This is a genomic window from Pararhizobium antarcticum (assembly GCF_001885585.1).
GTDB classification, from domain to species: domain Bacteria; phylum Pseudomonadota; class Alphaproteobacteria; order Rhizobiales; family Rhizobiaceae; genus Pararhizobium; species Pararhizobium antarcticum.
The window spans coordinates 24233-50947 of record NZ_LSRP01000035.1; the positions used below are offsets into that span (position 1 = coordinate 24233).

A 26715-nucleotide genomic window follows, 5' to 3' on the forward strand; every position below is an offset into this window, starting at 1 on the left:
CAAGACGTCGTGGGGAGCGCGGCGCGGCTTAGGCTCTGCGCGCGACGCGCGACTTCGACGGCAAATGCTTAGCTTCCGTCCCGATAGGCGACGAACGACATCATTCCGGACGCCATGTGGTAGAGGTGATGGCAGTGGAGGGGCCAACGACCGGGATTGTTCGCATCGAAAGCAATTACAACACTTCCCATCGGCGGAACCAGAACGGTGTCCCGCACCGCGCCCTGAATCGTGTTGCCGTTGATACCGATTACCTGGAAATGATGACCGTGCAGATGCATCGGATGCGCCATCATTGACATGTTCTGCATCGTAACCTCGACCCGGTCGCCGTGCCTCACATTGAGACCATCGCCTCCATCGATTTGCCAGGTGTAGGCCGCCATGTCGCCAGTCAGGGTGAGAGCGAAACGATGATCTGAGGGACGCGTTGGAAGGGGCTCAACGGCCCTCAGTTGCTGTTCCAGTTCCAGCCCGAGAACAGGTCCATTCGCCGGTCCACGCGAAGCAATCTTGGCAATATCGGCACCAGGCGAGGCGAGGATGATCCCGGTCCGCTCAAGTGATCCTTCACGTAGGGCCAGGATAGGATGGACTCCGCCAGCTTTGGGAAGTTCCAGTCGTATATCCAGGCGCTGGCCCATTGAAATCGGAAACTGATTTCCCGAAATCGGGTGGACCAACTGTCCGTCTACCGCAAAAAGACGCCCTGCAAGGGCCCCCGTGTCGATGGTGAACGCCGTCGCCGTCGCACCGTTGATGATGCGAAGACGGACCAGGCCGCCTTTCTCCGTCGAAACCACCTGTGGATCGTCGAGCGTGCGATCATTGGCGAGATACGCATCGTACTCGATGTCGTTCAGGTCCATGGCTGCCATTCCTGGCATCGCCATGCCGGACATATGTCCTCCGTGCATCCCGGCTGCCATGCCCTGCATCATGGCACCATGGTTCATGGCCAGGCCGCCCTTGGAGCGGGAGCCTTTGAGCCTGGCGAGCAATTCCTCGGCGGGGGTGAACGAAAAGTCATGCAGGAGAATGACGACTTCTTGCTCATCACGCCTCGCGTCATCGGCAGTCCTGACAATTAACGGGGCGGCCAGCAAGTTTTGCTCCTGAAGCGTGTGCGCATGCATCCAGTGTGTCCCCCCGGCACCGACGGGAAACGTATAGCGACGGGCTTCGGCCGGACCTAAAAGGGCAGATGGATTGTCCGGCACGCCGTCCATTTCCCAGGGAGGCGTCAGACCGTGCCAATGGATGAGCGTGGGATCGTCGATACTATTGGAAAGGGTGACGTCAAATTGACTATTCGCTTCCAACGTGATGCCCGCTGTGCCGTCAGGCTGAACCAACCCGAAGACGCTAGCGGCCTTCCCATTCACTTCGATTACCCGCTTCCCAATGGAAAGCGAACGGGTTCCGATGTGCGGCAACGGTTGTAATTTACTGGTTGTCACTTGCGGCCGGGCGCTCGTGGGAAACAATGCGGAAGCCGAACCAGCGACCGCTACACCCGTCAGTAGTCTTCCTAAGAATTCACGACGATTCATCTCTTTGCCTCATTTTCTCGTGTCGGCCTTGCCGACGAAACGGCGCCGCGTGGAGATCACGGGCAACCGACGATCATCCGCCTTGGGGCGGGAGCGATCAAACGAGGGATCGAGGGGGCGTGAAAGGGGGGAGACAGGTGGAGCCAATGAAGGACGCCTGCGGATCAAGGTATCGCTGAGAGCCGGAATCCAGGTGAAGAACGACAGGGTTCCAAACCGAAAGAATGACGTTGCACAGGCTGCATACGCTTTTGCAGCAAGCCTTCTGCTCGACAGGGTGGTGATCACCTTGTTTCGCTACGTCGCCCTTTGGTGTTTCGATATGTTCAACTTGAGATAAGTCGTTGTTGCAAATAGTGGGAGCAGCCTCGGCCATCGGCGCGACGAGGAACATAATTGCGACCAAAACGGCCAGCAATTTTGTCGCGCATCTTCGAATGGTTTGGCTTACGGCGAACATGTTTTCGCTGGGACCTTGTTATCGTGTTCAAGCACAGTGCCGTGCCGTTGCAGGAGCTGCGTTGATCTTGATCAACCGCGAGGTCGTTTCCAGGTCCAGGTTGTGCCTCCGTCTGCTGGGGGGCAAAACTAGGAGGACCAGGGTTTGTGAAATGGAGTGTAGCATGGGGGTGAAAGCGAGCGTGGCGAAACTAGCTGTTCTTACACTTCCGATAGCCGTTTCCGCGATGGTGATTTCGGTAGCAACCGCGCAGACGGCACCACCCAGCAACGTTATTCAAAGACAGGACGGTATGAAGGCGATGGCAAACTCCGCCAAGACCATCAACGCCATGTTCAAGGATACGTCGCCCTACGACGCAAACGCGTTCAAGGCGGCAGCCGAAACCGTCCGCGCTCATTCGGGAGCTGCTCTGTCTGCGCTTTTCGAAGGCCTTGTCACAACGCAAGGCTCGAAAGCCAGCGCAAACATCGAAACCGAGCGCCAACAGTTTGACAAGTTGGCAAACGACCTTGGCATCTATGCGTCCGCGCTGTCTGCCGTAGCAGATAGAAATCCCCATGCTCTCGGCCCCGAAACGCGAATGCAGGGGGGCGAGGCTATGGGAGGCGGACCGCTCGCAAGAAAGGTCGATGCGGCGAGAGATGTAGCATCAATGCCCGCAGAACATGCTTTTCACATGATGCTTCAAACTTGCACGTCGTGCCACGTCAAGTTCCGGATCGAGGCCAAGTAGCGGAATCCCAACGGGTGCCTGTAAGTGTTATCGGGTCGAGGCTTGTGGTTTCGGAATTTCGTTCAACTGCCACCCTTTCTCCAGGTATCCCGAGCGACGGAGCGGCTTGCTTGTTTTTCCCACAATGTTTGCAACACCTTTCGTCGGAAGTGACGAAGGCAGGATAGCCGAGTCCTCATTTCATAGCGCTAACCCCAAACCGGGCATTGATCTCCGGTGTATCCTTTTCCGAGGCATTCGCGATTTCTTCAATGATCGGGCAATCCGGTCGGCCATTGCCTTGGCAATTGTTCGCCAGGTGCTTGAGGGTCTTGGTCATGGCTTGTATTGCCGCAGCCTTGCGCTCCAGTTCGGCGATATGCTCAAGCGCAATTGCTTTGACGTCTGCACTCGCTCTCGACCGGTCACGCCATAAGGTCAGCAGCGTTTTCATCTGCTCCACCGAAAAACCGAGGTCCCGGGCTCCCCGGACAAAGCGCAATGTATGAATGTCGTTGTCGGTGTAGGTGCGATAACTCGCCTCCGTTCGAGGCGCGGGACTGATCAGCTTGATCTGCTCATAGTAGCGGATCATTTTTGTCGAAACGCCGGTCGCTTTTGAGGCTTGCCCGATATTCATTCTCGTATCCTACTCTGAGGGAAAGGGCGTCCGGCCAGAACCGGACGCCAGATTTTTCAAGCCGGAGTTGCCCGCCGAAGACGGAGCGCATTGCCAAGTACAAACACACTCGACATTGCCATCGCAGCCGCTGCGAATATCGGCGACATAAGGGGGCCGTTCACGGGGTACAATACGCCAGCTGCGACCGGAATGAGCAGGACGTTATAGGCGAAGGCCCAAAACAAGTTCTGCTTGATGTTCAGGATCGTGGCCTTGCTGAGGGCGATGGCCTTCGGCACGCCGTTCAGGTCTCCGGACATCAGCACGACATCGGCACTTTCAATCGCGATATCGGTTCCTGTGCCGACCGCCAAGCCAACATCGGCTTCGGTCAGGGCCGGGGCGTCGTTGATGCCATCACCGATGAAGGCCACCATTCGGTTGTCGTGTCGAAGTCTCTTGATCGCCTCGACCTTACCCTCCGGCAAGACCTCGGCGATCACCTCGTCGATGCCAAGCTGCCTGGCAATTGCCTCGGCCGTACGACGGTTGTCTCCGGTGATCATCGCCACCTTCAGGCCGAGGTTATGCAAGGCTTTGATCGCCTGCGGCGTGGTTTCCTTGATCGGGTCGGAGACAGCGATGATGGCTGCCAGACGTCCATCGATCGCTGCGTAGAGCGGAGACTTGCCGTTATCGCCGAGCTGCTCGGCTTCGCGGGCGAACGTCGAAACGTCGATCTTGTGCAGATGCAGGGCGCGGTCGGCACCAACAAGGATGTCCGATCCGTCCACTGTGCCGCGCACACCGAATCCAGGTTTCGCCTCGAAATTCGTCACAGTGGCTAAACCGACGCCCTTCGCCTTCGCTGCGGATACAATGGCTTCGGCAATCGGATGTTCGGACAACGACTCCAGGCTGGCAACCAGAGCCAGTACCCGGTCGGCATCGAAACCGTCGGCGATGATGAAGTCCGTCAGTTCAGGGCGGCCCTTGGTCAGGGTTCCGGTCTTGTCAAGCGCGACGACAGTGGCCTCGCGCAGGCTTTGCAAAGCCTCGCCCTTGCGGAAGAGGATGCCGAGTTCGGCTGCGCGACCAGTGCCGACCATGATCGAGGTCGGTGTTGCCAGACCCATCGCACAGGGGCACGCGATGATGAGAACCGCGACCGCGTTGACCAGCGCGAATGTCAGCGAGGGGGAGGGGCCGAAAACGTACCAGGCTGCGAACGTGATCACAGCCGCGAGGATAACGGCCGGAACAAACCAACCGGTCACCTTGTCGACCAAGGCCTGGATCGGCAATTTCGAACCCTGTGCCGTCTCGACCATCTTGATGATCTGTGCGAGCAGCGTGTCGCTGCCGACCTTGGTGGCCTTGAAAGTAAAAGACCCTGTCTTGTTGATGGTACCACCAACAACCTCGCTATTTGCAGACTTCTGAACGGGCACAGGCTCTCCTGTGATCATGGATTCGTCGATGTACGAGTTGCCATCCACCACAGTACCGTCGACCGGAATTTTCTCACCGGGTCTGATCCGGATGACGTCGCCGACGACAACGTCGCTGATCTGGATTTCGACGAATTCGCCGCCGTGCGAGACGAAGGCCGTCTTGGGCTGCAGTCCAACAAGGCGCTTGATCGCCTGGCTGGTCCGTCCCTTGGCGCCGGCCTCGAGATATCGGCCGAGCAGGATCAGCGTGACGATGACGGCCGCAGCCTCGTAATAGACATTCGCGGTCCCTGGCGGCAGAAGGCCAGGTATAAAGGTAGCAACGACCGAATAACCCCAGGCCGCAGACGTACCAAGGACGACAAGCGAATTCATATCCGGCGTCCAGCGCAACAGGTTTGGCACGCCCTTCTGGAAGAACCTCAGGCCCGGACCAAACAGAACCACGGACGCCAGCACGAACTGCAGATACAGATTGTTGCGCATTCCGATGGTGCCCATGATCAGTTCGTGGACGCCGGGAATGAAGTGGGAGCCCATTTCCAACAGAAAGAGCGGAAGTGTCAGCAACGCCGAGAAGACCAGCATATTCTTCAGGGTGCGTGTTTCAGCGGTGCGACGATCTTCACCTTCATCGCCGATGTCAGCTGCGACCACCTTGCGAACGTCATATCCGGCACCCCGGACGGCCGCCTCAAGCGCCGTGATCTCAGTCGCTCCGGAAATCAGGCGAACGGTCGCCTTCTCTGTTGCAAGATTGACTGAAGCGTCGATGACCCCGGGCACAGTCTTCAGCGCCTTTTCGACACGCGAAACGCACGAGGCGCAGGTCATTCCTTCGATGCTGAGCTCTTGGGTGACAATCTTGGGCTGGTATCCGGCCTTTTCGATTGCGCGGAATACGCCATCGGTGTCCGGTGCTCCATCGAAGTGAACCGTTGCGCGTTCCGTAGCCAAGTTGACACTGGCGGAAGCCACGCCAGGGACGGCCAGAATCGCTTTTTCCACGCGCGAAACGCAGGAAGCGCATGTCATTCCCTCGATGCCAAAATCGGTCGCGACGGGTATGGGAGAGGCTGGTGTGATCTTTGATAATGCAGTCATCGGATAGTGTCCTTTTCCTTAACTGTATAGATAGATGCACCTTCCCAGCATGGTAAGGTCAAGCGATCTTTTGTAAGCGGGTGGATGAACCGGGTGAAGACGTCGGTGATTTGTGAAGACGAATTGCCTGGTCCGTTGCTCGAAAGGGCGACCGGGATCGAAAACATGACCCGAAGAACTTTTTTCGGAACATGGCTCGTTTGATACGAACTGTTCCTCGACGGTCGATGCGACACGTCGATTACACGCGCCGTCAAGACGGCGCGTGTTTGTTGGTGATTGCTGAGGACGAAGATTTAGGCGACGTGGCTGCAGCAGGATTTCTTGAAAGATGCCCCGTATCCGGCGCCCGCAATCGATGCAAGGAATGCTTCGGATGCCACTTTCGACTCAATCGATACGGTCTTGGTGCCCAGATCGACGGCCACTGAAGCGCTCGGATCGACGGTTTTTACAGCCTTTTCGATGGTGCTGACACAGTGACCACAGGTCATGTCGGGGATGTTGAGATGATACATTGGAAGTCTCCGATTGATGTCTCTGATGCAATGTGGGGCTTCCAACGATGGGAGGGTCAAGGCCCTTCTGATCGAATATGGAATTCGCTTTCACCAACCGGTGGGCCACTTGGCTCGCCCGTCACACCGTGAAGCGGACAGAGCCGTCGCAGCAATGATATCGGATGCATGGTGGATGATCGCACGGTTGTCTCGTGAGGCTCTGCTCACACATCTGCGTGTACCCACGTCGTTTGCCAGGTGCCCATCGTTGGGCATCTCCTTTCTGAAGTCCTCCCGCAGGCTGTTGTTCATTGCCGCCTGCTTGGGATCATCCTTGGTCCCTCTGGCATAGGTGCACCCGCCGCAGTGAAGCATGGTTCGCACATCCCGAAGCGGAAACAATCCCGACGCAAGACGCCCAACCTTGAGATGTTCTGCGGTACATGGGATTTTGTCGACATGCCCCATTGGGACATAGGTTCGGGGACATAGGTTTATATCGATGCTTGCGGAGACATCTGGCTGGCCTTGATATAGTCATCACAAAATCAAATATCCAGACAACCGATGTTGATGGCCAACCGCATCTGATTCCGGCCATCGACCTTTTCCGGAGCGTCCATGTCCCACGTCGTGAAACCCCATGTCCTGAAATTCGACCCGGCCACCGCCATTCCCGAAATCGGCGCGCCTGCGCCGGATCGCCTGATTTCAGGCGACCCACGCTTCACCACCTGGAACATCGAGGAAGCGGACGGCGGTATCTATGCCGGCATCTGGCAGTCGACGCCGGGCAAGTGGCGGATCTCCTACGATGAATGGGAATACTTCCACATTCTCGAGGGTCACTCGGTCGTCACCGAAGACGGCGGCGAGCCAACTCACCTGAGAGCCGGCGACCGCCTGATCCTCAGACCCGGCTTCAAGGGAACCTGGGAAGTCCTTGAAACGACTCGCAAGGACTATGTCATCAGGCTCTAGCTCGCGGCCTTCATCCGGGCCGCCGCCGCTTCATGACCGGCAACCATGGCAGCATCTTCGGCCATGACCTTCTGGATGCTCGCCCGGCTGTTGATCCGTTCCATATAGGCCTGGAAGGCGGGGCGCGCTTCGACGAGCCCGATCATCGTCGTCCAGTGCAGTGCGATCCCCCAGAGAAGATCCGCAGCTGTCAATCGATCGCCGAGAAGATAGGGGCCGGCTTTCAGGGCATCGTCCAGCATGTCGATGAGCGCATCATAGCTTGCATAGGGCGTCTCGTTCATCGAGCCCGGCTCGCGTTTCATGTAGCGATCGACCACTGCCGGTTCGAAGCAGCTGCCATAGATGAACAGCCAGCGGACATAGGCGCCGCGCTCGGGATCGGTGAGGGCAGGGGCCAGACCCGGCTCCGGAAACAGGTCGGCGAGATAGAGATAGATGCCCCCCTGTTCTGTGACCAGCGTCTCGCCGACACGCACCGCGGGCACTTTGCCGAGCGGATTGACAGCAAGATAGGCCGGCTGCCGCTGCTCGCCCGCCTTCATGTTGAGCACATGCAGTTGATAGGGAACCTTCAACTCTTCGAGCAGCACGCGTGCGCCCGCAGCGCGGGTCTGGGGCGAGTAGTACAGGGTGATCGGCTGGTCTTTGGTCATTCTCTGGTCTCCCTTTCAATGGTTGTCGCCCTGCGGCGATGACGGGAGAATGCGCCGGCATACCTGTCAGATTGTGTCAGGTTGGTTTAGCATACTCCTCGACAGGAGGATTTTTCCAATGCGCGCGAGCCGGCTGATCAATATCCTGACGACCCTGCAGGCAAAGGGACTGGTGACGGCGGAGGCGTTGGCCGCGGAGAACGAGGTGTCGGTGCGTACGATCTACCGGGACATCGACGCTCTCTCTTTGTCCGGCATCCCGGTTTACAGCGAACGCGGCTCCGAGGGGGGCTACCGTCTTCTCGATGGCTATCGCGTCCGCCTGAATGGCCTGACTCCTGGCGAGGCGGAGGCGATGTTTCTCTCGGGCATCCCCGGGGCCGCTGCCGATCTTGGCCTTGGCTCCCTGATGGCGGGCGCCCAGAAGAAGCTGACGGCGGCCCTGCCGGAGGACTTGAGGGAAAGTGCGCGCCGCCTGCAGTCGAAATTCCATCTCGACGCACCCGCCTGGCTCGCCGAGGGCGAGCAACCGCTCTATCTCCAGGCGATCGCTGATGCCGTCTGGAATTCCAAGCGCATCCACATGCGTTACCGCTCCTGGAAGGCGGAGAAGAACCGCGTCGCCGAACCACTTGGCATCGTCATGAAGGGCGGCGCCTGGTATCTCGTCGCTCGGGTCGACGCCACCAAGCGAACCTATCGCATTTCCAGGGTGCTGGACCTGATCGTCACCGAGGAGCACTTCGACTGGCCCAAGGACTTTGATCTCTCGGCCTATTGGGACGAAAACACGCGGCGGCTGGAACTGGAGCTCTACCCGAATTGGGCGACAATCCGCCTCTCGCCCTGGGGGCTGAAAGAGATCGAACACATGGCGCCACCCTATGTCCGCGCCCATCTGGAACTCCTCGGCGAGCCAGACGAGCGTGGCTGGTGCACCGTCCGGCTGCCGGTGGCGCAGGAGCGCATGGCTGTGTCCGAAATGCTGAAACTGGTCTCGGAGGTCGAGGTCATCGACCCGCCGGAATTGCGCCTAGCGATGCGTCGGGCCGTTGAAGGCCTGATGACGCGCTATGCACCGGTGGCCGACCTCACCAGGTGAGGTCGAGCCGCTCCAGCCCGTGAAAATGATAGCTGTCCCTGACAACAGGCGGGCGGGCGAGGCGCAGGCCGGGCAGGCGCTGAAACAGGATCGGCAGGGACAGTTTCAGCTCGAGCCGCGCCAAGGGAGCGCCGATGCAGAAATGCAGCCCGGCGCCGAACGAGACGTGCACACCCTCGTTGCGATCCGGACGGAAGCTCAGGGGATCGGTGAATTTCTTGGGGTCGACATTGGCCGCCGCCAGCAGCAGGCCGATCTTGTCGCCCTTCTTGAGGTGGATCCCGCCGTCAAGCGTGATATCCGACAGCGCGTAGCGCTGGAAGATGTGCAGCGGCGCGGCGTAGCGCATGGTTTCCTCGATCGTGCGTTCGGTCGCCTGATCGTCCGCAAACAGCATCTCGGGGCTTTCGCCGGTCTCAAGGATCGTGTGCACGGCATTGCCCAGCTGGTGCACGGTCGCCTCGTGGCCGGCATTCAGGAGCAGCACGGCGGTCGATATCAGCTCCGCATCGGACAGGCGCTCGCCATCCTTCTCCGTGGTGATCATATGGGTCAGCAGATCGTCGCCGGGAGACTGGCGCTTGGCGGCGATGATGCCGGCGAGATAGGCGCTGAATTCGGCAGACGCCCGGTTGGCGTCGTGCTCGGTCTCCAGCGTCGGATTGAACATGTACATGCGCACCATCCGGTGCGACCAGTCGAGCAGCAGCGGGCCGTCTTCGACCGGCACGCCGAGCATGCGGGCAATGACCGTGACCGGGATGATTTCGGCATAGGTCTTCAAGAGCTCGACATGCCCGTCCTTCTCGAAGCCGTCGATGATTCTGTGCGCCAGTGCCGCGATCTCCGGCTTCAACTGCTCGATCTGGCGCGACACGAAAGCCCGATTGACGAGCGTGCGCAGACGCGTGTGGGCCGGTGGCTCCAGCTCCAGCAGCGAATAGGCCTCGAGCGCGTCGAAATCTTGAAGGTGCGGCTTGGGCGCGGGCATGCCAAGTTCCTCGCGCGTTGCGACATGGAGAATCTGGCGGCCGAACCTGCGGTCTCGCAGAAGCCCGTTCACCTGCTCGTAACCGGCAAAATACCATTGCGCCTGCTCCGTCCAGAAAAACGCCGGACACTGCGCATGGATGGCGGCATAGGTGGCCAGCGGATTTCTGTAGAAGTCCGGATCACGAACATCGAGGCTGACGTGGCGATTGGCCGGATCAATCGTCAGGCTGGCGGGAAGGGAAACGGTTTTGGACATGGCAGGCAGTCTCGCAGATGGATTGGAAAACGGGGGGCAGCAACCCCATCTATGGGGTGTATAAGGTGCCAGCCAGGGATGCCACAAGGCGGATTCGTCCTTCTGCATGCCACGATCGGTCATTCTTCATTTCGGAGTGACCGCCTTGCCAACGCGTTGCGAAAGTCTATGTCATCGGATGAACATCACGGGATTGAAAACTGACACCATGACGGCACCGCGCAGCAGACTTACCGCCGGGATCTTTGCGGCCATCCGCGGCAATCGTGTGCCTTTGCCGGGCAGGGAGCCGGCCGGCGTGCGGGGCGATACGGTCATCGCCTCCTACAATATCCACAAATGCGTCGGCACCGACAAGCGGTTCGATCCCGGCCGCATTGCCAGCGTGATCGGTGAGATCGGCGCCGATATCATCGCTCTTCAGGAGGCTGACCAGCGTTTTGGCGAGCGCGCCGGCCTGCTCGATCTGGAACGTCTGCATCGTGACAGCCATCTGGTGGCGGTGCCGATCGAAGCCTTTTCGCCGAAGGGGCATGGCTGGCACGGCAATGTGCTGCTGCTGCGCGAAGGCGCTGTCGCCAAGGTTCACCAGTTGAAGCTGCCGGGTGTCGAGCCGCGCGGCGCGCTGGTCGTTGATCTCGACCTCAAAACCGGCCCGCTCCGAATCATTGCCGCCCATCTTGGTCTCCTGCGCCATTCGCGGGCACAGCAGGCCGAGGCCATCCTGGCGGTGATCGAGGAAGCGGAGCACCGGCCGACGCTGTTGATCGGCGATCTCAACGAATGGCGCATGGGTCGTCGTTCGGCGCTGAAATTCCTGACCCCCGTCTTCGATCCGTCTGCAACCGCCGTGCCAAGCTTTCCGTCGCGGTTTCCAATCCTGGCACTCGATCGTGTCATGGGCAGCCCGCACAGTCTGGTGACGGGCGTTGAGGTTCACAACACGCCGCTGGCGCGGATTGCATCCGATCACCTGCCGATCAAGGCGTTCATCGACATGAAGGCGGTGGTATCCGCTGGCGCGGAGACGCTGCCTGCCGAGCAGGGTTGATGCGCCGTTGACACTCCTGCAGATCCTCACAGTCGTGCTGGTTATCGCGCTTGCGGCGATTGCCGGCATCTATGCTTGGGGCCGGTTCGGCCGTCGCCCGCATGGTGCTGAAAGCAATGCGCTGCCGCCTCTGGAGGAGGAAACGGTCCTTGACCGACGGGGGCGCTCGCTGCGCTTGCAGCATGCCGGGGAAAACGGCCTTTCGCTGATTTCCGGAAATGTCGACGCCTTCGTCGCCCGGGCGCTGTCCGCCCGCCAGGCCGGGCGCAGCCTCGATTTGAAATATTACTACTGGAAGAACGACCTGACCGGCAGGCTTCTGACGCGTGAGGTGCTGGACGCTGCGGACCGCGGCGTTCGGGTGCGGCTGCTGCTCGACGACATCAATGCCGGGCTGCACGACCGCATGTGTCTGGCACTGGACGCGCATCCCAACATCGAAGTCCGGCTGTTCAATCCAAGCCGGGCGAGGACCGATCGGTTCAAGCGCGGCGTCGAAATGGTGCTGCGTGCCTTCAGCGCCACCCGCCGCATGCACAACAAGGCCTGGATCGCCGATGGACGCGTGGTGATCACGGGCGGTCGCAATATCGGCGATGCCTATTTCGACGCAGCGGACGATTCGAACTTCCATGATCTCGATGTCTGGATGCTCGGGCCGATCGCCGAGGAAGCCGGCGTCGTCTTCGACCAGTATTGGAACAGCCAGGTGGTCCTGCCGATCGGCGCGCTGCGCACGCCGCGCGCCCACTATCTGCCGGCCTTGCGTCGCAAGCTGGAAAAACGGGTGCAAAGCCAGGCAGGCAGCTTCTACCGGTCGCAGGTGGATAAGGCGGCTGCGGTCGATGGTCTCTGGCATGGCAGCCGGCCGCTGCACTGGACGGGGCAGGCGCGGATCGTCGCCGATCCGCCGGAAAAGGCACATCTGCAGAAACGCCAGAACTGGCTGATGCGCGATCTGCTGCCCGTGCTGCACGGCGCGCGCAAGGAAATCCGGATCATTTCGCCCTATTTCATTCCCGGCCGCAACGGCACGGCTGAATTTGCGCGGCTGGTGGCGGCCAAGGTCGAGGTCTCGATCCTGACCAATTCTCTGGCCGCCACCGATGTCGCTGCCGCCCACGGCGCCTATGCGAATTATCGAAAGGGCTTGCTGAAAAGCGGCGTTGCGCTGTTCGAACTCAAGGCCGACACGGTGGTCGCCGATCCGCAGCGCCTGTCGCTGTTTGGATCCCGCAGTGCAAGCCTGCACACCAAGGCGTTTATTGTGGACGGCAGGATCGGCTTTGTCGGTTCGCTGAATTTCGACCCGCGCTCGGCCTCGCTGAACACGGAAATGGGCGTGCTGTTCGAACATGCGGGATTGCTGGCAGAGGTGCGTGCGGTCTTCGACGATGAAACCGCACCGGCAAACAGCTTCCGGCTGTCGTTGAGCGAGGGCCGGTTGCGCTGGCACGACGAGGTCGAAGGCAAGCCGCGAACCCTGAAGCGGGAACCGGAAGCTGGATTTCTGCGGCGCGTGACCGCCGGCATCATCGGTATCCTGCCGATCGAATCCCAGCTCTGAACGAACAGTCTTTACCGTTCGTTCACTGTGTGCGGTTCAAACCCTGTATGGAGGGTGTTTTAGCTGATGCTATTCTCGCGCGCAGATGGCAAAGCGAGGGTAACGGACAGCGCATTGCCGGTTGCCCGGGCGCAATTAACGTTATCAACGTTGGCGACTTGAAGTCGGGTACTTGGACACTCTATGTATGGGAAGAGATATTTTCGATGATTCCCGGAGCGCAAAAGGGTTTGCGATCCAGATTGACAAAGGTTTGACATGAGAAATCCCGTTGATACCGCGATGGCCCTGGTGCCGATGGTTGTTGAGCAGACCAACCGCGGCGAACGTTCCTACGATATTTTCTCCCGCCTCCTGAAAGAACGCATCATCTTTCTGACCGGTCCGGTCGAAGACCACATGGCGACCCTGATCTGCGCGCAGCTTTTGTTCCTGGAAGCGGAAAACCCCAAGAAGGAAATCGCGCTCTACATCAACTCGCCGGGTGGCGTCGTTACCGCCGGCATGGCGATCTACGACACGATGCAGTTCATCAAGCCGGCCGTGTCGACGCTCTGCATCGGCCAGGCCGCATCCATGGGCTCGCTGCTTCTGGCTGCCGGCCACAAGGATATGCGCTTTGCAACGCCAAACGCCCGCATCATGGTTCACCAGCCATCCGGCGGTTTCCAGGGCCAGGCCTCCGACATCGAGCGTCATGCCCGGGATATCCTGAAGATGAAGCGCCGCCTGAACGAGGTCTATGTGAAGCACACCGGCCGCACGCTTGAGGAAGTCGAGCAGACGCTCGACCGCGATCACTTCATGACCGCGGACGAGGCTCTGAGCTGGGGCGTCATCGACAAGGTCATCACGTCGCGCGAGGCCATGGAAGCCGCGCAGCCGGCGTGAGATCAAGCTTTTGTGTGCGGATAGATGCAATTGTGACACATTTGTAATCGTAATTGGGGTTTATCCGCTCGCCAAAGCCGTTAGTATCTGCCGTTAATGCTATGTTGAAGTTTGAGGCTCTAGCATTCGGTATTCGGTGGGAGTTCTGTTGCCGCCGGACGTCAGACAGGTTGTTTGAGGCCGGCTCGTACTCCCAAAAGCCATGCAGTTGCAGGCGCAAGCAGCGGCAGTTTCTGCAAGGCGGGTTGAGTGGTCCGTTGTATCCTTCAGGGGTGCACGGCGTGCTGGAAGGACATTGAAATGAGCAAGGTCAGCGGTAGCAACGGCGGTGACTCCAAGAATACGCTTTATTGTTCGTTTTGCGGCAAGAGCCAGCACGAGGTCCGCAAACTGATTGCCGGACCGACAGTGTTCATCTGCGATGAATGCGTCGAATTGTGCATGGACATCATCCGCGAAGAGAACAAGACCTCCATGGTCAAGTCGCGCGATGGCGTGCCGACACCGCAGGAAATTATCAAGGTTCTCGACGAATACGTCATTGGCCAGCAACAGGCCAAGCGCATCCTGTCGGTTGCCGTTCACAACCATTACAAGCGGCTGGCGCACTCTACAAAGGGTAGCGACATCGAGCTGGCCAAGTCCAACATCATGCTGGTTGGTCCGACCGGCTGCGGCAAGACCTATCTTGCCCAGACGCTCGCCCGGATCATCGATGTGCCCTTCACCATGGCCGATGCAACGACGCTGACCGAGGCCGGCTATGTTGGCGAGGATGTCGAGAACATCATCCTGAAGCTTCTCCAGTCTGCCGACTACAATGTCGAACGGGCTCAGCGCGGCATCGTCTATATCGACGAAGTCGACAAGATTTCGCGCAAGTCCGACAATCCGTCGATCACCCGTGACGTCTCGGGCGAGGGCGTGCAGCAGGCACTCCTGAAGATCATGGAAGGAACCGTCGCTTCGGTACCGCCGCAGGGTGGCCGCAAGCATCCGCAGCAGGAATTCCTGCAGGTCGATACGACCAACATCCTGTTCATCTGCGGTGGTGCCTTTGCAGGCCTCGACAAGATCATTTCGGCGCGTGGCGAAAAGACCTCGATCGGCTTCGGCGCTTCTGTCCGTTCGCCGGAAGATCGTCGCGTCGGCGAAGTGCTGCGCGAACTCGAGCCGGAAGACCTGGTCAAGTTCGGACTGATCCCGGAATTCATTGGTCGTCTGCCGGTTCTGGCAACGCTGGAAGACCTCGATGAGGATGCGCTGATCCAGATCCTGTCGGAGCCGAAGAACGCGCTGATCAAGCAGTACCAGCGGCTGTTCGAGATGGAAGACGTCGAACTGACGTTCCACGAGGATGCGTTGCGCGAGATCGCCAAGCGGGCCATCACCCGCAAGACCGGTGCCCGCGGCCTGCGCTCGATCATGGAAAAGATCCTGCTCGACACGATGTTCGAACTGCCGACGCTGGAAGGCGTTCGCGAGGTCGTCATCTCCGACGAGGTCGTCAAGGGCTCCGCCCGGCCGCTCTACATCTACTCGGAACGGTCGGAAGAGAAGGCCAACGTTTCGGCCTGATCGACCAGGAAGACATATCGAACACTGGAAAGGCTCGCCGCAAGCGGGCCTTTTTCTTGCGCTATTCTTTCAGGGAAAAGGCCTGCCGTGCCGATCGCCAGCAGAATCTGCGATTGCCAAGGGCGGCCAAGAACGCGATGATATGACGATTCTATGTCGCGTGTTCGGAAATGCGACGCTGCGTGGCCTAACCCCAAGGCAAGGTCCGCAACAGTCCGGTGCCGTATATGTCAAAGACCCTCTGTTTGCGATGGCCGGTGTTGGTCGAAGGGTTGAAATCTGAGTTGGCGCACTCCACTTCTATCGTGGAAAAAATGACGGCCGGCGGCGCCTTGAACGCAGCCGGTAACGGGCCCGGAAACGGGACGGAAAGGAAATGACATGACGAACAAAACGTCTTCGACAATCGAGAGCGCGACGTATCCCGTCCTGCCGCTGCGCGATATTGTGGTGTTTCCGCACATGATCGTGCCGCTCTTCGTCGGACGTGAAAAGTCGATCCGTGCGCTGGAAGAGGTCATGGGAACCGACAAGCAGATCATGCTTGCCACCCAGATCAATGCCAGCGACGACGACCCCGAGCCTTCGGCCATCTACCAGATCGGCACGATCGCCAATGTCCTGCAACTGCTGAAGCTGCCCGACGGTACGGTCAAGGTTCTCGTGGAAGGCCGCTCCCGGGCCGAGATCGATGGCTATACGCGCCGCGAGGAGTTTTACGAGGCGATGGCGCATGCCTTGCCGGAACCCGCAGACGATCCGGTCGAGGTCGAGGCGCTGAGCCGGTCCGTGGTCTCGGAATTCGAGAGCTACGTAAAGCTCAACAAGAAGATTTCCCCCGAAGTGGTCGGCGCCGCCAGCCAGATCGAGGATTATTCGAAGCTCGCCGATACGGTCGCATCGCACCTCTCCATCAAGATCGTCGAAAAGCAGGAAATGCTGGAGACGACGAGCGTCAAGATGCGGCTTGAAAAGGCCCTCGGCTTCATGGAAGGCGAGATCTCTGTCCTTCAGGTGGAAAAGCGCATCCGCTCGCGCGTCAAGCGCCAGATGGAAAAGACCCAGCGCGAGTATTACCTCAACGAGCAGATGAAGGCGATCCAGAAGGAACTTGGCGACGGCGAGGAAGGCCGCGACGAGATGGCCGAGCTGGAAGACAAGATCGTCAAGGCCAAGCTCTCCAAGGAGGCCCGCGAAAAGGCGGATGCCGAAATGAAGAAGCTGCGCCAGATGAGCCCGATGTCGGCGGAAGCCACCGTCGTGCGCAACTATCTGGACTGGCTGACGGGCATTCCGTGGAACAAGAAGTCGAAGATCAAGACCGATCTCAACCACGCCGAGAAGGTGCTGGAAGTCGATCACTTCGGTCTCGACAAGGTCAAGGAGCGCATCGTCGAATATCTCGCCGTGCAGGCCCGCTCGACCAAGATCAAGGGTCCGATCCTGTGCCTCGTCGGTCCTCCGGGTGTCGGCAAGACATCGCTCGCCAAGTCGATCGCCAAGGCGACCGGCCGCGAATATGTGCGCATGGCGCTCGGCGGCGTCCGTGACGAAGCCGAGATCCGCGGTCACCGCCGCACCTATATCGGCTCGATGCCCGGCAAGGTCATCCAGTCGATGAAGAAGGCCAAGAAGTCCAACCCGCTCTTCCTGCTCGATGAAATCGACAAGATGGGCCAGGACTTCCGGGGTGATCCGTCGTCAGCTCTGCTCGAGGTGCTCGATCCGGAACAGAACTCGACCTTCATGGACCACTATCTGGAGGTCGAATACGATCTCTCGAACGTGATGTTCATCACCACCGCGAACACGCTGAACATCCCTGCACCGTTGATGGACCGCATGGAGATCATCCGCATCGCCGGTTACACCGAAGAGGAAAAGAAGGAGATCGCCAAGCGTCATCTGCTTCCGAAGGCCATCCGCGACCATGCGTTGCAGCCGGCCGAGTTTTCGATGAGCGACGAGGCGCTTGAGGTGACGATCCAGACCTACACCCGCGAAGCCGGTGTGCGCAGTCTTGAACGCGAACTGATGAAGGTCGCACGCAAGGCTGTGACCGAGATCATCAAGGGCAAGACCAAGACGGTCGAGGTCACCAAGGCCAACCTGAGCGACTATCTCGGTGTTCCGCGCTATCGCCACGGCGAAGCGGAAGGCGAGGATCAGGTCGGTGTGGTCACGGGGCTCGCCTGGACGGAAGTCGGCGGCGAGTTGCTGACGATCGAAGGTGTCATGATGCCCGGCAAGGGCCGCATGACGGTCACTGGCAACTTGCGCGACGTGATGAAGGAATCGATTTCGGCTGCAGCATCCTATGTGCGCAGCCGGGCCATCGACTTCGGCATCGAGCCACCATTGTTCGACAAGAGCGACATCCATGTGCACGTTCCGGAAGGTGCTACGCCCAAGGATGGTCCGTCGGCCGGTGTTGCCATGGCAACGGCGATTGTGTCGATCATGACCGGCATCGCGATCGACAAGAACGTCGCAATGACGGGCGAGATCACCTTGCGCGGCCGTGTCCTGCCGATCGGTGGCCTGAAGGAAAAGCTGCTTGCGGCCCTGCGCGGCGGCATCAAGAAGGTGCTGATCCCGGAAGAAAACGCCAAGGATCTGGCGGAGATTCCGGACAATGTGAAGAACAACATGGAGATCATTCCGGTCTCCCATATTGGCGAGGTGCTGAAGCACGCGCTGGTACGGGCACCGGTTGCGATCGAATGGGATGCTTCCAAGCAGGCGACAACGATTCCCGCATCGGAATCGGCGGATGATGCCGGTGCGTTGATCGCGCACTGAAATTGCTCATATACGTGCCGTTTTGTGGTCGTCGCATCACGTTGGCACAGAAAACACTGGAGACCGGCACAATTGCCGGTCTTTTTTATGTAAAACGTTACGCAAAGCCTTGCATTGCCGGGCATTCAGGGCGATTGGGTTTGCCAAGGCGAGGGCAATGCGTATGCTTCCCCCGGCTTTAAGATTAATTCGTGTCGAACCAGTATGAAAGGGGTGGAAACATGAACAAGAACGAGCTCGTGTCGGCAGTAGCCGAGAAGGCTGGCCTGTCCAAGACCGACGCATCTTCCGCAGTTGATGCTATCTTTGAAGTTGTCCAGGCAGAACTGAAGAATGGCGGCGACGTCCGTCTCGTTGGTTTCGGAAACTTCTCCGTCAGCCGCCGCGAAGCATCCAAGGGTCGTAACCCGTCCACCGGCGCAGAAGTCGACATTCCGGCACGCAACGTGCCGAAGTTCACTGCCGGCAAGGGTCTGAAGGACGCTGTCAACTAAGTTTCATGTTTCATCTGCGGCACGTCATGCTTCTGGCATTTTGTGGATCGCAGGTTGTACGGAGGCCCGGGTTTTCCCGGGCCTCTTTGCGTTTGGCTGTGGCCTGTCATTCGCCTGTTACAAAGCCGGACCAAAACCCCACCATCGTTCCAAACGTTCCGGAGGGGCTATCTCATGAAGACGATTTCCATTTCGGCGGCATTGCTCACAGCGCTTGCCGCATCCACCGTTTCACCGGCGCAGGCCGAGCCCGTTTTCAACCGCGTTGCGTCCTTCGCGGTTGCCGGCAACCTGCCGTCCGATAAAGACCAGAAGTCGGTCACCTCTGCCGAAATCATCACGGCCACGCCGGATGGTATGACGCTGATCTATTCCGACAGCCCGCTGAATGCGATCGGCTTCATCGACATCACCGACGCCAAGGCCCCCAAGGCAGGCGGCATCGTCGCGTTTGACGGCGAGCCGACATCGGTTGCGGCTGTCGGCGCAAAGGTGCTGGTCGGTGTCAATACAAGCGAAAGCTTCGTCAAGCCTTCCGGCGTTCTTGCGACGGTCGACGTCGCCTCGCGCAAGGTCGATGCGACCTGCGATATCGGCGGGCAACCCGATTCCGTTGGCGTCAGCAAGGATGGACTCTTTGCTGCAATCGCCATTGAAAATGAGCGCGACGAGGATCTGAACGACGGGCAGATGCCGCAATTGCCGGCCGGCGATCTCGTCATCGTTTCGCTGAAGGATGGTTCTCCCGATTGCGCTTCGATCAAGCATGTCAGCTTGACCGGGCTTGCCGATATTGCCGGCGACGATCCGGAGCCGGAATTCGTGGCTTTCAACGGTCTCGGCGAAATCGCGCTGACGCTGCAGGAAAACAACACCATCGTCATCATCGACGCGGCGACCGCAACCGTGAAGGCGCACTTCTCGGCCGGTACTGTCGATCTGAAGGCAGTCGATTCCAAGCGTGATGGCGCGTTGTCCTTCACGACGGATCTCGATGCCGTCAAGCGTGAGCCGGACGCCGTAAAATGGCTCGATGACAACCGCCTCGTTATTGCCAATGAAGGCGACTATGAAGGCGGCTCGCGCGGTTTCACCATTTTTGACAAGGCGGGCAAGGTCCTGTTCGAATCGGGATCGAGCTTTGAGCATGCCGTGGCCGCGATCGGCCATTACCCGGAAAAGCGCTCCGCCGCCAAGGGTGTCGAGCCTGAAGGCCTCGAAGCTGCGACATTCGGAGAAGACAAGCTGTTCTTCGTTCTGGCCGAACGCGCATCGGTCGTCGGCGTTTACAAGGACACCGGCGCAGACCCGGAACTCCTGCAACTGCTGCCCTCGGGCATTTCGCCGGAAGGCGCTGTTGCCATTCCTGCCCGCAACCTGCTTGCAACCGCCAATGAAGTCGATCTCGTCGAAGACGGCGGCGCGCGCTCGCACGTCATGATTTACGAGCGTGCCGAAGGCGAAGTGGCCTATCCGCAGATTGTCTCCGCGCAGACGGACGGCATTCCGCTGGGCTTCGGCGCCTTGTCCGGACTGTCGGCGATCAAGGACCAGCCCGGCATGCTGCATGCGGTCAACGATTCGGTCTACGCTTCGCAGCCACGCATCTTCACGATCGACGCCACACAGAAGCCTGCGATGGTTACGGAGGCCCTTGCCATCACCCGTGACGGCCAGCCTGCGCAGAAACTCGATATCGAAGGCATCACGGAGGATGGCGAAGGCGGCTTCTGGCTGGCATCCGAAGGCAATGCCGACAAGCTCTATAGCCATGCCATCCTGCATGTGAACGCCAAGGGCGCGATCAAGGCGGAAATCGCCATTCCCGAAGAGATGCGTGCCCATGAAATCCGCTTCGGCTTCGAAGGCATCACCAGCGTTGGCGAAGGCGATGACATGACACTGTGGATGGCGGTGCAGCGCGAATGGAAGGATGACGAGAAGGGCTTCGTCAAGCTCGTTTCCTACAAGCCGTCGTCCAAGGAATGGGGTGCCGTGCGCTACCCGCTCGAAAAGACGCAAGAGGGCTGGGTCGGACTTTCCGAAATCACGGTTCACGGCGACCATGCCTATGTCATCGAGCGTGACAACCTGATTGGGGATGCCGCGCGACTGAAAAAGATCTATCGCGTCGCCCTTGCCGAGCTGAAGCCCGCCAAACTGGGCGCCGATCTGCCGGTGGTCAAGAAGGAAGAGGTGCGTGACCTTCTCCCCGACCTGAAGAAAACCGGCGGTTATGTCGTTGACAAGGTCGAGGGCTTTGCGATCGATGCGGCCGGTATCGGCTATGTCGTGACCGACAATGACGGGGTCGACGACTCCTCCGGCGAGACACTGTTCTTCCCGATCGGCAATATGGACGCCATGTAAGCGTCGCAAGACATTGCCCTATCTCCAAACGAAAGAGGCCGGGCGTTATGCCCGGCCTCTTTCATTGAATTGCTTTCCGGCTCCCGAGCCGTCCATGACTACTGCGCGGCCTCGGCCGGCGTCAGCTCGGCGTCTTCCTTGCGCTTGCGGATTTCGTCCGCCTTGACGACCAGGCGGCTGACGATGTCGTACATCTGGTCGAGCTGCTCGTCGTCAAGCGCCGAGAAGATTTCCTCGATCAACTGCTTGCGCGGATGTTCGGCTGCCTCCAGCACCACGCGGCCCACGTCAGTAATCGAGACGATCTTTGCCCGGCGATCTTCCGGGTCGGGCTTGCGCTCCACCAGCTTGTCGCGCTCCAGGCCATCAATGGCCTCGGTCACGGTGCGCGGGGCGAAATTCAGGGCACAGGCAATATCGGTCGACCGGCAGGGACCAAGCTTGCTCAGGAAGAAAAGAAACTTGCTGCGCGCCAGCGAAACACCCTCTTCCGTCATGGATTCGTTCACCAATCGGTGAACCCGATGGTAAAGCTCAAAGAGTTTGTCTGAAACGTCAAATGTGCTTTTCATTACCACGATATGGATATTGTGAGGGGCCATGTCAAACGGCGGTAACACCGTTGTTGCTATGACATTCTTCTCAATGTCAATAAATTTCTGCCTGATTGCAGCCAAAACGCGCCATCCCGGTCTTCGGACGCACTTGTCGGCGGAAAGGCCTGCATAGCATCCCCCACACCGTCACCTGCCATTGACGCAAAGCCGCCGGGCGGGTCATGTTCAGCCATGCCCTTTCGTTTTGTCCATACCGCCGATCTCCATCTCGATTCGCCGCTGCGCAGCCTGGCCCTGAAAAACCCGGAGCTTGCCGAGCTTGTGCGCGGCGCGACCCGCAAGGCGCTGGAGGCGATCGTCGATCTCTGTCTTGCCGAGGCAGTGGATGCGCTTCTGGTGGCCGGCGATCTCTATGACGGATCGCAGACCTCGATGAACACCGCGCTTTATCTTTCCGGCGAGCTTCGCCGTCTGGAGCAGGCCGGTATCCGGGTGTTCCTCATTCGCGGCAATCACGATTCGCAGTCGACCATCAAGAAAGAGCTGACGCTGCCTGCCAACGTGCATCTCTTTTCCGGCCGCGTGAAACCCATGCTGGCAAAAATCCTCGACAGCGGGCGCGAGGTCTATATCCACGGCGTCGGCTTCGACAATCCGCATGCGCCGGACAGCCTGCTGTCGTCCTTTCAGGCGCCGGTCGTCGATGCGGTCAACATCGGCATGTTGCACACGAGCCTTGCCGGTGCGCCGGGCCATGACCCCTACGCGCCCTGCAGCGTCGCCGAGCTTGCACGACACGGGTTCGACTACTGGGCGCTTGGACATGTGCACCAGCGACAGGTGCACAGTCTCAAGCCGTTGATCGTGATGCCCGGCATGCCGCAGGGCAGGGACATCAATGAAGCGGGCGGCAAGACCGTCACGCTGGTGAGCGTCACCGATGATGGCCAACTGACGGCCGAGGAACGCGCCATCGGGCAGGCCGTGTTCGAACGCTTGACGATCGACCTGAGCGACCTTGCGGAATGGCCGTTGATGATCGAGGCAGCGGGCCAGGCAATCGCCGCGATCCGACAGGCGACCGGGGCAGAACAACTGATCCTGCGCCTGCATCTGGTTGGCACGACACCGCTGGCCTGGAAGCTGAGGCGCGATCCCGAATTCCTGCAGGCGGAAATCACAAATCTGGCGGCGGGCCATCCCGGTTGCTGGATTGAAAAGGTCGAGGTGTCCTGCGCCGCGCCCGGGACCGAAACGGCGCGCGGCGGCCCCGACCCGGTCGAGGAGGTGGCGGATCTCGTGCGTGCCGATGTGCTCTCGTCGTTTTCCTTTCGCCAGCAGATCGGCGAGACAGTGAAGGAACTGATGGCCCAGTTGCCACGGGAAGTGCGCGAGCGACTGGAGAAGGACGAGGCGGCGATCGAGGCATTGCTGACGCGCGTCGGGCGCGAGGGGAGCGATGACGTGCTGGCCCGTCTGCATGGAACGTCCCAAGCGGAGGGGCTGCGCTGATGCGGCTCAACCGGCTTGATCTCGTTCGCTACGGCAAATTCACCGGGCGCAGCCTCGATTTCGGGCTGGCAAAGCCGGGAAGCCCCGATCTGCACGTTGTCTACGGACCGAACGAGGCCGGAAAGTCGACGCTGTTCTCGGCCTTTCTCGATTTCCTGTTCGGCATCGAGCATCTGAGCGGCTACGGTTTTCTCCATCCCTATCCGACCATGCGCGTCGGTGGTGAGATCGAGGCCGGCGGGCGGCTGCACGAGGCCTACCGGGTGAAGCGCAAGCAGAACACGCTGCTTGGCGCCGACGAGCAGACCTTGCCGGACAATCTGTTCTCCGGCGCGCTCGGCTCGATCGACCGCACCACCTACAAGATGATGTTCTCGCTCGACGATGACAGCATCGAGAAGGGGGGAGAGAGCATCCTGAAAAGCGAGGGTGAACTCGGCACGCTGCTGTTTTCCGCCAGCTCTGGCATGCCTGACAGCAATGCGATCCTGTCTGCCCTCAAGGGGGAGGCGGAGAGTTTTTACAAACCAAGGGGACAGAAACACCATCTGGGTGAACGCAAGGCCGAGCTGGAGGCGCTGAAGGACGAGAAGGCCGCGATCGACACCAATGCGCGCGACTATGCGATGCTGCGCAAGGCCCGTGATATGGCCGCCGAGCGACATGGCAAGGCCTCGGAAGCACGAACCGATGCGCGGCTTGCTTTGGAATTTGCCCGCGACAAGATCGGCGGGCTGGCGCTTCTGGAGCGTTTGCGGAGCCTGCGCAGTGAACTGGCGATCGGCGACGACGATCGCGATCCGCCGTCGGCCTGGCATGCCCTGTTGCCGCAACTTTTACAGCGGGATGTCGAGCTGTCGACGCGCCTGGCGCAAATCGAAACGGATGTCCGTCGCCGCGAGGCCGAACGCGACGGTGTCGTCATCGACGCAGCCGTGCTCGCCGCAGAACCGCTGATCCGCGATCTCGAACAATCCGATCTGGAGGCTCGCCACCGAACGGCCCTCAAGGACATGCCCTCGCGTCTGGACGAACGCGATCGGGCTCAAAGCGAGATCGCCCGCCTTCTGGTGCGGCTGGGGCGTGATCCGGACGAGGATCCCTTGGCTCTTGTCCTGCCGGCAGCCATCACCGGTCGGCTCCAGGATCTGGCGCAGCGGCATTCCGGGCTTGCGGAAAAACTTTCGGGCGCACGATCGGAGCTTCAACAGGCGAGGCAGGATAACGGCGAGGCGGTCGCGGCGCAGGCCAGGCTAAGCGATGATGACGAAGGCGATATCGAAACCGATCCGTCCAGTCTTGCCGACCTGTTGCGGCTCGCTCGTCAGGATGACTGCATCCGGCGGCAGAAGGCTGCTCGTCGGCAGATCGCGGGGCTGGAGGACCAGCTCGACGAGCGCCTTGCAGCGCTTTCGCCGTTTTCGGGGAGCGCCGATGACCTCGTGCACATGCCGGTCCCGGTTGCTGTCGACGTGGAGGAGTGGAAACGCCGTCTCGCCGCGCTTGAGGGGGCGGGCACACGCCTGCTGGAGCGAATCGCCGACGAACGCACCGGGATGGCAGCCGAAAGCGGCCGGCTGGACGAACTGACACGGCTGGGCGGTTTTGCCGGCGACGAGGATGCTCTAGTTCTGCGCGCGGCGCGCGACGAGGCGTGGAGCCGGCACCTTGAGAACTTCGACCGCCCGTCCGCGGCCTTCTTCGAAAGCGCCATGAAGCGCGATGACGAAGCGTCCGCCTTGCGGCTGGCGCAATCGGAGCGTCTGGCGCAAGCGCGCGGGCTGTCGCTGACGCTTGCCGAGCGTAAGGCGCGGCTGGCGCTGTTTGAGGTGCAGGCGCTCGAAAACCGCACCGCACTTGAGGCGCTTGTCGCAACGCTTGCCGCTGCTGCCAGCCTTTGCGGCCTGCCCGACGCGACGTCCGTGGCGCAACTGGAGACCTGGTTGGCAAAGCGTCTTTCCGTGCTCGACGCCAGAACCGAATTGCGCGCCGCCCAGCGCGAGCTGGAAGCGGCCGTCGATGACGAACAGGACTTGCGCCGCCGGCTCGCACTCCAGCTCAATCAGCTCGGCGCCGAGGATGCGCCGGACAGTCTGGACGATGCCATCCTCTTTGCCGATGCGCTTGTGGTGCGGATCCAGGCGCTTCGCAGCCGAAAAGACGCAGCCGCGGCGGCCGTGGAGCGAACGACGCGGGCGCTTGAGGCCCGCAGCGAGGCGCTGGCCGCAGCCGAAGACGCTATGGGCAACTGGACGCATGATTGGGCGGACTCCACGGCGCAGACCTGGCTTGGCGGTCAGGACCGGCAGGTCGCGGCTTCCGAGATTGGCCCCGTGCTCGCCGTCCTTCAGGATCTCGACAAACTCCTGCAGCGTAAGTCCGATCTCGACCATCGTATCGACGGCATGCGCCGCGACCAGACGGCCTTTTGCGCCTCTGTCGACGGGATCGCCACGCAGATGGAGATCGCAGCCGCGGATCCTTTGGCGGCCTTTGTCGAGGCAAAGGTCCGTCTGTCTGCCCTCCGCGACAATCAGACCTTGCTGACGAGGCTTGCCGACGAAAGCGCCGAAAAGCAGCGCGAGCGCCAGGGTCTGGTTGACGATCAGGCCAGCCATGATGCGGCTAAGCAGGACATGCTCGCGTTTTTCGGCTGCGAGACGCTGGGGGAGGTCGATATCCGGCTGGAGGCAGTGAAGGCACGCGACCGACTGCGTGCGCGAATCGACGAGACGGGCCGCGATCTCTTGACCCGGCTGAAGGTCGCAACGACCGAGCAGGCTGAATCGATCCTTGCCGCCGTGGATATCGGCGAGCTTGAGCGGGACGTTGTGACGCTCGAATCACGTCTGGAGGAGTGCGACCGCGATGCGGCGGACGCCCATGCCGAACGTCGCGAGGCGGAAAAGGCGCTCGCGACCATCGGCGGTGACGATCGGGCTGCGCATCTGGACGAGCAGCGGCGCACGATCCTTCTCGATATCGAGGAAAAGGCGATGACGTACCTGCGCCTGCGGGCCGGCATACTTTCCACTGAAATGGCGCTGAGGCTCTACCGCGAGCGCCATCGCAGTGCGATGATGCAGCGCGCCTCCGCCGCGTTCAACCGGATCAGCGGCGGCGAATATGCGGGCCTCTCGACGCAGAGCGAGAATGGCAAGGAGTTCCTGATTGCCAATGCCGCAAGCGGCGCTTCCAAGGTCGTTGGCGACCACACACTGTCCAAGGGAACGCAATTCCAGCTCTATCTGGCGCTGCGCATGGCCGGCTATCATGAAGTTGCCGCGACGCGCGAAAGCCTGCCTTTCATCGCCGACGATATCATGGAGACATTCGATGATGGGCGCGCCGAACATGCCTTCGGGCTGATGGCGGATATGGCCAAGGTCGGACAGGTGATCTATCTGACCCATCACCAGCATCTGTGCGATCTCGCGAGGCGTGCCTGCCCGGACGCGACAATCCATACGCTTTGACAGCGATTCCAGCGCGTACAG

Annotated in this window: 19 protein-coding genes; 12 read left to right on the plus strand and 7 right to left on the minus strand. The window is 60.3% G+C overall.

All coding sequences use genetic code 11. The features are described from left to right. Window positions 1-68 precede the first annotated feature (68 nt). Entirely contained in the window at window positions 69-1553 is a 1485-nt protein-coding gene (locus AX760_RS03710; protein ID WP_071831569.1) for a multicopper oxidase family protein, read from the minus strand. 623 nt (window positions 1554-2176) lie between these two features. Here AX760_RS03710 and AX760_RS03720 point away from each other — a divergent pair. Continuing rightward, window positions 2177-2749, plus strand: a complete 573-nt coding sequence (locus tag AX760_RS03720; RefSeq protein ID WP_071831728.1) for a c-type cytochrome — start codon at window positions 2177-2179, stop codon at window positions 2747-2749. A 175-nt stretch (window positions 2750-2924) separates the two neighbouring features. Here the strand turns inward: AX760_RS03720 and cueR are convergent, their stop codons facing one another. The 3 genes from cueR to AX760_RS03735 all read right to left on the minus strand — a co-directional run bounded on the left by cueR (window position 2925) and on the right by AX760_RS03735 (window position 6426). Next, entirely contained in the window at window positions 2925-3368 is a 444-nt protein-coding gene (gene cueR / locus AX760_RS03725; protein WP_071831573.1) for a Cu(I)-responsive transcriptional regulator, read from the minus strand. 56 nt (window positions 3369-3424) lie between these two features. Next, on the minus strand, window positions 3425-5908 hold the full coding sequence (locus AX760_RS03730) for a heavy metal translocating P-type ATPase (protein WP_071831576.1): 2484 nt from the start codon (window positions 5906-5908) through the stop codon (window positions 3425-3427). Window positions 5909-6204: 296 nt separating this feature from the next. Beyond that, on the minus strand, window positions 6205-6426 hold the full coding sequence (locus tag AX760_RS03735; RefSeq protein ID WP_071831580.1) for a heavy-metal-associated domain-containing protein: 222 nt from the start codon (window positions 6424-6426) through the stop codon (window positions 6205-6207). Window positions 6427-7029: 603 nt separating this feature from the next. On the opposite strand from AX760_RS03735, the gene AX760_RS03740 reads away from it, so the two are divergent. Beyond that, window positions 7030-7389 (plus strand): cupin domain-containing protein, encoded by a 360-nt coding sequence (locus tag AX760_RS03740; protein ID WP_071831582.1) that lies wholly within the window; start codon window positions 7030-7032, stop codon window positions 7387-7389. Here AX760_RS03740 and AX760_RS03745 read toward each other — a convergent pair. After that, window positions 7386-8045 (minus strand): glutathione S-transferase family protein, encoded by a 660-nt coding sequence (locus AX760_RS03745; RefSeq protein ID WP_071831586.1) that lies wholly within the window; start codon window positions 8043-8045, stop codon window positions 7386-7388. The genes AX760_RS03740 and AX760_RS03745 overlap by 4 nt on opposite strands. A 118-nt stretch (window positions 8046-8163) precedes the next feature. Here AX760_RS03745 and AX760_RS03750 point away from each other — a divergent pair, with 118 nt between their 5' ends. Beyond that, window positions 8164-9147, plus strand: a complete 984-nt coding sequence (locus AX760_RS03750) for a helix-turn-helix transcriptional regulator (RefSeq protein WP_071831588.1) — start codon at window positions 8164-8166, stop codon at window positions 9145-9147. Here the strand turns inward: AX760_RS03750 and AX760_RS03755 are convergent. Next, entirely contained in the window at window positions 9137-10396 is a 1260-nt protein-coding gene (locus tag AX760_RS03755) for a cytochrome P450 (RefSeq protein WP_071831590.1), read from the minus strand. The two genes, AX760_RS03750 and AX760_RS03755, sit on opposite strands and share 11 nt — an antisense overlap. Before the next feature lie 208 nt (window positions 10397-10604). Here AX760_RS03755 and AX760_RS03760 point away from each other — a divergent pair, with 208 nt between their 5' ends. The 7 genes from AX760_RS03760 to AX760_RS03790 all read left to right on the plus strand — a co-directional run bounded on the left by AX760_RS03760 (window position 10605) and on the right by AX760_RS03790 (window position 21149). Continuing rightward, window positions 10605-11447, plus strand: a complete 843-nt coding sequence (locus AX760_RS03760; protein ID WP_071831592.1) for an endonuclease/exonuclease/phosphatase family protein — start codon at window positions 10605-10607, stop codon at window positions 11445-11447. A gap of 16 nt (window positions 11448-11463) precedes the next feature. Further along, the gene (locus AX760_RS03765) at window positions 11464-13014 is read left to right on the plus strand and encodes a phospholipase D family protein (RefSeq protein ID WP_425348811.1); all 1551 of its coding nucleotides are present in this window, start codon (window positions 11464-11466) and stop codon (window positions 13012-13014) included. Window positions 13015-13272: 258 nt separating this feature from the next. Then, complete coding sequence (gene clpP / locus AX760_RS03770; protein ID WP_071831596.1) at window positions 13273-13905, plus strand: ATP-dependent Clp endopeptidase proteolytic subunit ClpP; 633 nt, start codon at window positions 13273-13275, stop codon at window positions 13903-13905. A gap of 300 nt (window positions 13906-14205) precedes the next feature. Continuing rightward, the gene (clpX, locus tag AX760_RS03775) at window positions 14206-15483 is read left to right on the plus strand and encodes an ATP-dependent Clp protease ATP-binding subunit ClpX (RefSeq protein ID WP_071831598.1); all 1278 of its coding nucleotides are present in this window, start codon (window positions 14206-14208) and stop codon (window positions 15481-15483) included. A gap of 381 nt (window positions 15484-15864) precedes the next feature. Then, complete coding sequence (gene lon, locus AX760_RS03780) at window positions 15865-18285, plus strand: endopeptidase La (protein ID WP_071831600.1); 2421 nt, start codon at window positions 15865-15867, stop codon at window positions 18283-18285. Window positions 18286-18506: 221 nt separating this feature from the next. Continuing rightward, on the plus strand, window positions 18507-18779 hold the full coding sequence (hupB, locus tag AX760_RS03785) for a DNA-binding protein HupB (protein WP_071831602.1): 273 nt from the start codon (window positions 18507-18509) through the stop codon (window positions 18777-18779). A 174-nt stretch (window positions 18780-18953) separates the two neighbouring features. Then, window positions 18954-21149, plus strand: coding sequence for an esterase-like activity of phytase family protein (locus AX760_RS03790; protein ID WP_071831603.1), 2196 nt, complete (start codon window positions 18954-18956; stop codon window positions 21147-21149). A gap of 98 nt (window positions 21150-21247) precedes the next feature. On the opposite strand, the gene AX760_RS03795 is transcribed toward AX760_RS03790, so the two are convergent. Beyond that, window positions 21248-21721: a MarR family winged helix-turn-helix transcriptional regulator gene (locus AX760_RS03795; RefSeq protein ID WP_071831605.1), complete on the minus strand. Its 474-nt coding sequence runs from the start codon at window positions 21719-21721 to the stop codon at window positions 21248-21250. 216 nt (window positions 21722-21937) lie between these two features. Here AX760_RS03795 and AX760_RS03800 point away from each other — a divergent pair, with 216 nt between their 5' ends. Beyond that, the gene (locus tag AX760_RS03800) at window positions 21938-23218 is read left to right on the plus strand and encodes a metallophosphoesterase family protein (protein WP_071831607.1); all 1281 of its coding nucleotides are present in this window, start codon (window positions 21938-21940) and stop codon (window positions 23216-23218) included. Next, entirely contained in the window at window positions 23218-26694 is a 3477-nt protein-coding gene (locus AX760_RS03805; protein WP_071831609.1) for an ATP-binding protein, read from the plus strand. Before AX760_RS03800 ends, AX760_RS03805 begins: the two co-directional genes overlap by 1 nt. Window positions 26695-26715 lie beyond the last annotated feature (21 nt).

Bases quoted from the DNA above. Each gene is read 5' to 3' on its own strand.
- AX760_RS03710 (WP_071831569.1), bottom strand. From the start codon at position 1,553: ATGAATCGTCGTGAATTCTTAGGAAGACTACTGACGGGTGTAGCGGTC.
- AX760_RS03720 (WP_071831728.1), top strand. From the start codon at position 2,177: ATGGGGGTGAAAGCGAGCGTGGCGAAACTAGCTGTTCTTACACTTCCG.
- cueR (WP_071831573.1), bottom strand. From the start codon at position 3,368: ATGAATATCGGGCAAGCCTCAAAAGCGACCGGCGTTTCGACAAAAATG.
- AX760_RS03730 (WP_071831576.1), bottom strand. From the start codon at position 5,908: ATGACTGCATTATCAAAGATCACACCAGCCTCTCCCATACCCGTCGCG.
- AX760_RS03735 (WP_071831580.1), bottom strand. From the start codon at position 6,426: ATGTATCATCTCAACATCCCCGACATGACCTGTGGTCACTGTGTCAGC.
- AX760_RS03740 (WP_071831582.1), top strand. From the start codon at position 7,030: ATGTCCCACGTCGTGAAACCCCATGTCCTGAAATTCGACCCGGCCACC.
- AX760_RS03745 (WP_071831586.1), bottom strand. From the start codon at position 8,045: ATGACCAAAGACCAGCCGATCACCCTGTACTACTCGCCCCAGACCCGC.
- AX760_RS03750 (WP_071831588.1), top strand. From the start codon at position 8,164: ATGCGCGCGAGCCGGCTGATCAATATCCTGACGACCCTGCAGGCAAAG.
- AX760_RS03755 (WP_071831590.1), bottom strand. From the start codon at position 10,396: ATGTCCAAAACCGTTTCCCTTCCCGCCAGCCTGACGATTGATCCGGCC.
- AX760_RS03760 (WP_071831592.1), top strand. From the start codon at position 10,605: ATGACGGCACCGCGCAGCAGACTTACCGCCGGGATCTTTGCGGCCATC.
- clpP (WP_071831596.1), top strand. From the start codon at position 13,273: ATGAGAAATCCCGTTGATACCGCGATGGCCCTGGTGCCGATGGTTGTT.
- clpX (WP_071831598.1), top strand. From the start codon at position 14,206: ATGAGCAAGGTCAGCGGTAGCAACGGCGGTGACTCCAAGAATACGCTT.
- lon (WP_071831600.1), top strand. From the start codon at position 15,865: ATGACGAACAAAACGTCTTCGACAATCGAGAGCGCGACGTATCCCGTC.
- hupB (WP_071831602.1), top strand. From the start codon at position 18,507: ATGAACAAGAACGAGCTCGTGTCGGCAGTAGCCGAGAAGGCTGGCCTG.
- AX760_RS03790 (WP_071831603.1), top strand. From the start codon at position 18,954: ATGAAGACGATTTCCATTTCGGCGGCATTGCTCACAGCGCTTGCCGCA.
- AX760_RS03795 (WP_071831605.1), bottom strand. From the start codon at position 21,721: ATGAAAAGCACATTTGACGTTTCAGACAAACTCTTTGAGCTTTACCAT.
- AX760_RS03800 (WP_071831607.1), top strand. From the start codon at position 21,938: ATGCCCTTTCGTTTTGTCCATACCGCCGATCTCCATCTCGATTCGCCG.
- AX760_RS03805 (WP_071831609.1), top strand. From the start codon at position 23,218: ATGCGGCTCAACCGGCTTGATCTCGTTCGCTACGGCAAATTCACCGGG.